The organism is Streptomyces humi (assembly GCF_001005085.2).
Lineage (GTDB): Bacteria > Actinomycetota > Actinomycetes > Streptomycetales > Streptomycetaceae > Streptomyces > Streptomyces humi.
This window is the reverse complement of record NZ_LBMU02000160.1, coordinates 1-7,070: the sequence shown is the minus strand read 5'-3', so window position 1 is coordinate 7,070 and position 7,070 is coordinate 1. Positions and strand designations below refer to the sequence as shown.

General features: G+C 73.0%; 1 protein-coding gene. It reads right to left on the bottom strand.

The annotated features are described in order from the left end of the window. A partial coding sequence (locus AAW13_RS43425) for a non-ribosomal peptide synthetase (RefSeq protein WP_143145114.1) occupies nucleotides 1-7,070 on the bottom strand: 7,070 nt, incomplete at both ends.

The window sequence follows — 7,070 nt, the reverse complement described above, 5'->3', positions numbered from 1 at the left end:
GTCGACCCCGACGTATAAATCACCGCCGCCAGCCCGTCACCCGTGACGGACACCTCGGGTGCCGTCGACGGCCGGCCCTGCACAGCATCCGCCACCGCCGGATCGTCCAGGCACAGCGTCTGCTCCACAGCGAGGTTCCCGATCAGCCCCGACTCCCCGACGAGCACGCGCACGCCGCTGTCGGCGAGCATGAACTCCAGCCGCTCCACCGGATAATCGGGATCCAACGGCAGATACGCACCACCCGCCAACCACACCCCCAACACCGCCACCACCAGATCCACGCCCCGCGACAGACACAGACCCACCACCGACTCCGCACCCACCCCCCGACCCCGCAACTCATGCGCCAACCGACTCGCCCGCGCCACCAACCCGCCGTACGTCAACACCCGCTCACCCGACACCACCGCCACCGCATCCGGCACAACACCAGCCCACCCGACGATCAACTCATGCACCCCACCCACCGACGGCAACACCAACGGCACACCAGCCCACCCCCGCACCAACCCCTCAACCTCACCCACCGACACCAACGACACATCCCCCACCAGCCGACCAGCGTCGACGGCCACGGCGTTCAGGAGTGTGACCAGGTGGCGGGCCATCCGTTCGGTCGTCGCGGCGTCGAACAGGGCGGTGCTGTACTCGAACTCGCCCGTCAGACCGCCGTCGTGGGAGTCGGCGAGTCGCAGGGTGAGGTCGAACAAGGTGGTGTGCGGCAGACCCGCGGGTTGTTCGAGCAGACGGGCGCCGTCCTGGGCGTCCGCCATGACGTAGGTGAAGAAAACCTGGAACAACGGCGTGCGCGACCGGTCACGCTCCGCGACCAGCGCGTCCACCAACTGCTCGAAGGGCAGGTCCTGGTGGGCGTAGGCGTCCAGGGCGGTGCGTCGGACACGGGCGAGGAGTTCGGCGAAGGTGGGGTCGCCGGACAGGTCGGTCCGCAGGACGAGCGTGTTGACGAAGAACCCGATCAGGTCCTCCGTCTCGGCACGGTTGCGGTTGGCCACCGGTGTGCCCACGGCGATGTCCTCGGTACCCGCGTAGCGTCCGAGCAGGACGTCGAAGGCGGTCAGCAGCGTCATGAACATGGTGGCGCCGCTCTGCCGGGACAGTGCTCGCAGGGCCTGCGCGGTGTCCGCCGGCACGGAGAAGCGGGTGGTGGCGCCCGCGGCGGAGCGCATGGGGGGCCGGGGCCGGTCGGTGGGCAGCTCCAGCACCGGCAGATCGGCCAACTTGTCCTTCCAGTAGTCGAGTTGTCCATCGAGCACCTGCCCGGCCAGGGACTGCCGTTGCCAGACGGCGTAGTCCGCGTACTGGACGTCGAGCGGCGGCAGCGGATCGGGGCGGCCCTGCCGGAACGCCTCGTAGAGGGCCGTCAGCTCACGCCACAGGACGCGGCCGGACCACTCGTCGAAGACGACGTGGTGCATCGAGAGGGCCAGGACGTGCTCGTCCGGGGCCAGCCGGATCAGGACGGCACGCGTCAGCGGGCCGGCCGCGAGGTCGAACGGGGCCGACGCGTCCCGCGCGACGAGTTCTTGGGCCGCCGCGACCGGGTCGGCGAGGCCCGACACGTCGACCAGGGGCAGGGGGCGGGGCGTCGTAGCCGGGTCGAGGACCTGGTGGGCCACTCCGTCCGGACCCGTCACCAGGCGGGTTCGCAGCACCTCATGACGTGCCGTCACCGCGTCCAGGGCGGCGCTCAGGGCCGCCACGTCCAGGGGGCCTTCCAGGCGGAGGGGCAGCGGCAGGTTGTAGTCGGTGGAGCCGGGCTCCAGTTGGTCCAGGAACCACAGCCGCTGCTGCCCGAAGGACAGCGGCAGCACACGGTCCCGTCCGGCGGCGTCGACCGGTGGCAGGACCGCGCGACGGGCGGCTCCGTCGACCGCCGCCGCGAGCGCCCGTACGGTCGGGTGGTCGAACAGGGTCGCCACGGACACGTCGGCGCCGAACACCTCACGGATGCGCGACATCACCTGGGTGGCCAGCAGCGAGTGCCCGCCGAGTGCGAAGAAGTCGTCCTCGGCGCCCACCCGTCGCGCGCCGAGGAGCTGCGCCCAGATACCCGCGAGGAGTTCCTCGGTGGCTCCGGCGGGAGGCGCGTAGGCCTGTGCGCCGTGGGTCGTGCCGTCGGGTTCCGGGAGGGCGGCGCGGTCCAGTTTGCCGTTGGCGGTCAGCGGGAGGCCCGCGAGTTCCACGAACACCGACGGCACCATGAACGCCGGCAGCCGCCGGCTCGTGAACTCGCGCAGCTCCGTGACCCCCGGGAGGCCCGCGGCGGGATCGGCGGGCACGACGTAGGCGGCCAGGCGGCGTTCGCCGCCCTCACCGAAGGCCGTCACGACCGCCGCGCGCACGCCCGGGTGGGCCGCCAGGGCGGCCTCCACCTCGCCCGGTTCGATCCGGAACCCGCGTACCTTCATCTGGCCGTCGGCCCGGCCGACGAAGCTCAGCCGTCCGTCCGCCAGCAGGCGCACGCGGTCGCCGGACCGGTACATCCGTGACCCGTCGGCGGCGAACACGTCGGGTACGAACCGCTCGGCCGTCAGGCCGGGCTGTCCGCCGTAGCCGCGGGCGAGTTGCGGGCCGGCGAGGTACAGCTCGCCGGTCACGCCCACCGGTACGGGTTCGAGTCGCTGGTCGAGCACGTAGGCCCGGGTGTTCGGCAGCGGCAGGCCGATCGGGGGTGCCCCCGTCTCCTCGGCGTCCACCAGCCCGGCGGACGCGATCACCGTGGTCTCGGTGGGTCCGTAGCCGTTCAGCATGCGTCGGCCCGGCGCCCAGACCCGGGCCACCTGTTCGCCGACCCGTTCGGAGCCCACCAGCATCGCGCGTACCCCGGCCAGTGCGGCGGGGTCGAGGGCCCCCAGCAGGGACGGGGACACGCTCGCCACGCCCACGCCCTGCGCCCGGACGACGTCGGCCAGCGCCGTCGGGTCGGTGCGTTCGGCGGACGAGGCCACGACGAGTGCGCCGCCCGACGTCAGGGTCGTCGCCAGGTCGAGGACCGCGGCGTCGAAGCCGAAGGAGGCGAACTGTAGGACCCGGGTGCCCGGGTCCACGCCGAGTTCCCGGCGGAACGTCTCCGCCAGGTTCACCAGGCCGCCGTGCGCGACCTGGACGCCCTTCGGCCGGCCCGTCGAGCCGGAGGTGTAGATGACGTAGGCCAGCTGATCGGGTCGTACCGTCACCTCGGGCGCGTTCGGCGGCAGGGGGTCGCCGAGCGTCAGGTCGTTCTCGCGGAGCACCACCCGGGCGCCGCTGTCGGCCACCATGAAGTCGCGTCGCTCGTCCGGGTATTCGGGGTCCAGTGGCAGGTAGGCCGCGCCCGCCAGCCACACGCCCAGGACGGCCACGGCCATGTCGACGCCGCGCGGCAGGCACAGTCCCACGACCGACTCCGGGCCCACGCCCCGGCCGCGCAGGTGGTGCGCCAGCCGGTTCGCCCGGGCCAGCAGTCCGCCGTACGTCAGCACCCGGTCACCGGAGACCGCCGCGACGGCGTCCGGGGACTGCGCCGCCCGGCGTGTGATGAGTTCGTGCACGCCGGTCACCGGTGGCAGCGCGGCCGGGGCTCCGTGGCGCTCCCTGACCAGCGTGTCCCGCTCCGGGGCCGTGAGCAGGGGGAGTTCGTCGACCTGACGGTCCGGGTCCGCGGCGGCGGCGGTCAGCAGTTCGACCAGGTGGCCGGCCATCCGTTCGATCGTGGCCGCGTCGAACAGGGCGGTGCTGTACTGGAATTCCCCGGTCAGTCCGTCGTCGCCGTCGCCGAGCCGTACCGCCAGGTCGAAGCTCACGGTGAGCGGGCCGCCCGGTGCCGCGTCGGGCTTCTCCGTGCCGGCGGTGTCGTAGTTGAACAGGACCTGGAACAGGGGGCTGCGGGAGCGGTCCCGTTCGACGGCGAGCTCCTCCACGAGCTGCTCGAACGGCAGGTCCTGGTGGGCGTAGGCACCGAGGGCCGTCTCCCGCACCCGGGCGAGGAGTTCGCGGAACGTCGGCTCGCCGGACAGGTCCGTCCGCATGACCAGGGTGTTGACGAAGAACCCGATCAGGTCCTCGGTCTCGGCCCGGTTCCGGTTGGCCACGGGTGTGCCGACGACCACGTCCTCCGCGCCGGTGTACCTCCCCAGCAGCACGGTGAAGGCGGCCAGCAGCGTCATGGACATCGTGGCGCCGTTGCCGCGGGTCAGCTCGCGCAGCCGGCGGGTCGTGTCCAGGGGAACGTGGAAGGCGAGGACTCCGCCCTCGTTGGACCGCACCGCGGGGCGGGGCCGGTCCGTGGGCAGGTCCAGGACGGGTGCGCCGGCCAGCCGTTCGCTCCAGTAGGCGAGTTGGCTCCGCAGGACGTCCCCGTCCAGCCACCGGCGCTGCCAGACCGCGAAGTCGGCGTACTGCACCGCCAGCGGCGGCAGCGGGTCCGGACGGCCGGCACGGTACGCCTCGTACAGGGCTGTCAGTTCGCCGCGCAGGAGCCGGCCGGACCATTCGTCGGACACGGCGTGGTGCATGACCAGGGCCAGCAGGTGCCGGTCGGGGGCGAAGGTGACCAGGACGCCGCGGATCAGCGGGCCGGCCGACAGGTCGAAGGGCAGTGCGGCGTCCGCGGCGGCGACGGCGTGTGCGGCCGCTTCCGGCCGCGGCGTGTCGGACACGTCGACGACCGGCAGGGGAAACGTGCTCGGCGGGTCGATCACCTGCGTCGCCACTCCGTCCGCGTCCGCCACCAGGCGGGTGCGCAGCACTTCGTGCCGGGCCGTGATCCGGCTCAGTGCGGCCTGGAGCGCCGTCGGGTCCAGGTCGCCGTCGAGCCGGATACCCGCCGTCAGGTTGTACTCGGGCGAGCCGGTGCCCAACTGTTCCAGGAACCAGAGACGTTGCTGGCCGAACGACAGCGGCAGCGTCCGGTCGCGGTCCACCGCGGTGACGGGGGGTACGGCGACGCCGGTCGCCGAGCTGTCGACCACGGCGGCGAACGCGCGCACCGTGGGTGCGTCGAACAGGGCCGACAACGGCACCTCGGTGCCGAACACCTCACGGACGCGGGAGATCACCTGGATGGCGAGCAGAGAGTGTCCGCCCAGGTCGAAGAAGTCGTCCACGGTTCCGACCCGGCCGAGGCCCAGGACGTCGGACCAGATGCCGGTGAGGAGTTCCTCGGTGGCGGTGCCCGACGGGGTGTACGTCGCGGTGTCGGCGCGTTCGGCGTCGGGTTCGGGCAGGGCCGCGCGGTCGAGCTTGCCGTTGGCGGTGCGGGGGAACTCGCCGAGCTCGACGTGGACCGACGGCACCATGTGCTCGGGCAGGCGTGCTCCGGCGTAGGCGCGCAGTTCCGCGACCGGCGGCAGTCCCTCGCCGTGGTCGGCGGGCACCAGGTAGGCCACCAGGCGGCGTTCCCGGCCCTCGCCCACGGCGGTCACGACGGCCGAGCGCACGAGGGCGTGGGAGGCGAGGACCGTCTCCACCTCACCGGGCTCGACGCGGTATCCGCGGACCTTGAGCTGGGCGTCGACGCGGCCCACGAACTCCAGGCGGCCGTCCGCCCGCCACCGTACGCGGTCGCCGGTGCGGTACATGCGGGTCCCGTCGCCGGCGAAGGAGTCGGGTACGAAGCGTTCCGCCGTCAGCGCGGCGCGTCCCCGGTAGCCGCGGGCCACCTGCGGGCCGGCGACGTACAGCTCGCCCACCATCCCGATGGGTACCGGGCGCAGCGTGCCGTCGAGGACGTAGGCGGAGGTGTTCGCCAGCGGGGTCCCGAGCGGCACCGCACCGTCCGCCGGCACGGCGGTGTCGAGCCGTCCGGCCACCACGCCGATCGTGGCCTCGGTCGGGCCGTAGTGGTTGACGACGGCCCGTTCTCCGGCGGCCTCCAGCAGGCCCCGCAGCCAGACCGGTGAGGCGCTCTCTCCGCCCAGCATGAGGCCCCGGCCGGGGATCAGTCCCTCGACGCCCGCGTCGGCGGCCAGGGCGGCCAGGTGGGACGGCACCACCTTGACCCAGTCCACCGCCCAGCCGGCCAGGTAGCCGGCCACGGCCCGCCCGTCGAGCGCGGCGTCCTCGTCGAGGATGTGCAGCACACCACCGGACGCGAGACAGCCGAAGACCACGGTGTTCCCGAGGTCGGTGACGGCGGGCTGGAGCAGTCCGAAGCGTTCCCCGGTGCCCCAGCCGGCCCGGTCCACCACGGAGACCACGTAGTTCACCGCGCCGCCGTGCGTGACCTGCACACCCTTCGGCCGGCCGGTGGAGCCGGAGGTGTAGATGACGTAGGCGAGTTGGCCGGGGAGGACGGGCACGTCGGGGGCCTCGGTGGGCTGCGTCTCCAGGACGGCGCGCACCGAGGGGTCGTCGAGGACCACGGTGCGCCGTCGGCCGACCGGGAGTTCGTCGACGAGGTCCTCGGTGCCGATCACCACTTCGGCACCGCTGTCGGTGAGCATGAAGCCGAGGCGTTCGGCCGGGTACTCCGGGTCGAGCGGCAGGTAGGCGCCGCCGGCCTGCCAGACGGCGAGGACGGTCACGATCATGTCGGCGCCGCGGGGCAGGCACACCGCCACGACCGACTCGGCATCGACGCCGACGGCCCCCAGGTAGTGGGCCAGCCGGTGGGCGCGGGCGACGAGGGCACCGTAGGTGAGGGTGCGGTCGCCGGAGACCACCGCCACCGTGTCCGCGGCCGTCGCGGCGTGCGCGGCGATCAGTTCGTGGACGCCGCCCGCCGGGGGCACGGGGATCTCCGCGTCGTTCCATTCGCTGAGCAGCCTGCGCAGTTCGTGGGCGGGCAGCACGGGCAGCCGTGACAGGGCGCGGTCCGCGTCCGTGGCCACGGCGCTCAGCAGGGTGACGAGGTGCTCCGCCATCCGCTCGACGGTCGTGGCGTCGAAGAGCGCACGGCTGTACTCGAACTCGGCGTCCAGGCCGTGTCCGTCGTCGCTGAGCACCAGCCGCAGGTCGTACTTGGCTACGACGTCGGCGGCGCTGCCGCTGCGGTCGACCGTCTGTCCGACCGCCGCGCGGGACTCGTCGCTCTCCACGAAGTCGTAGTTGAGCAGGGCCTGGAACAA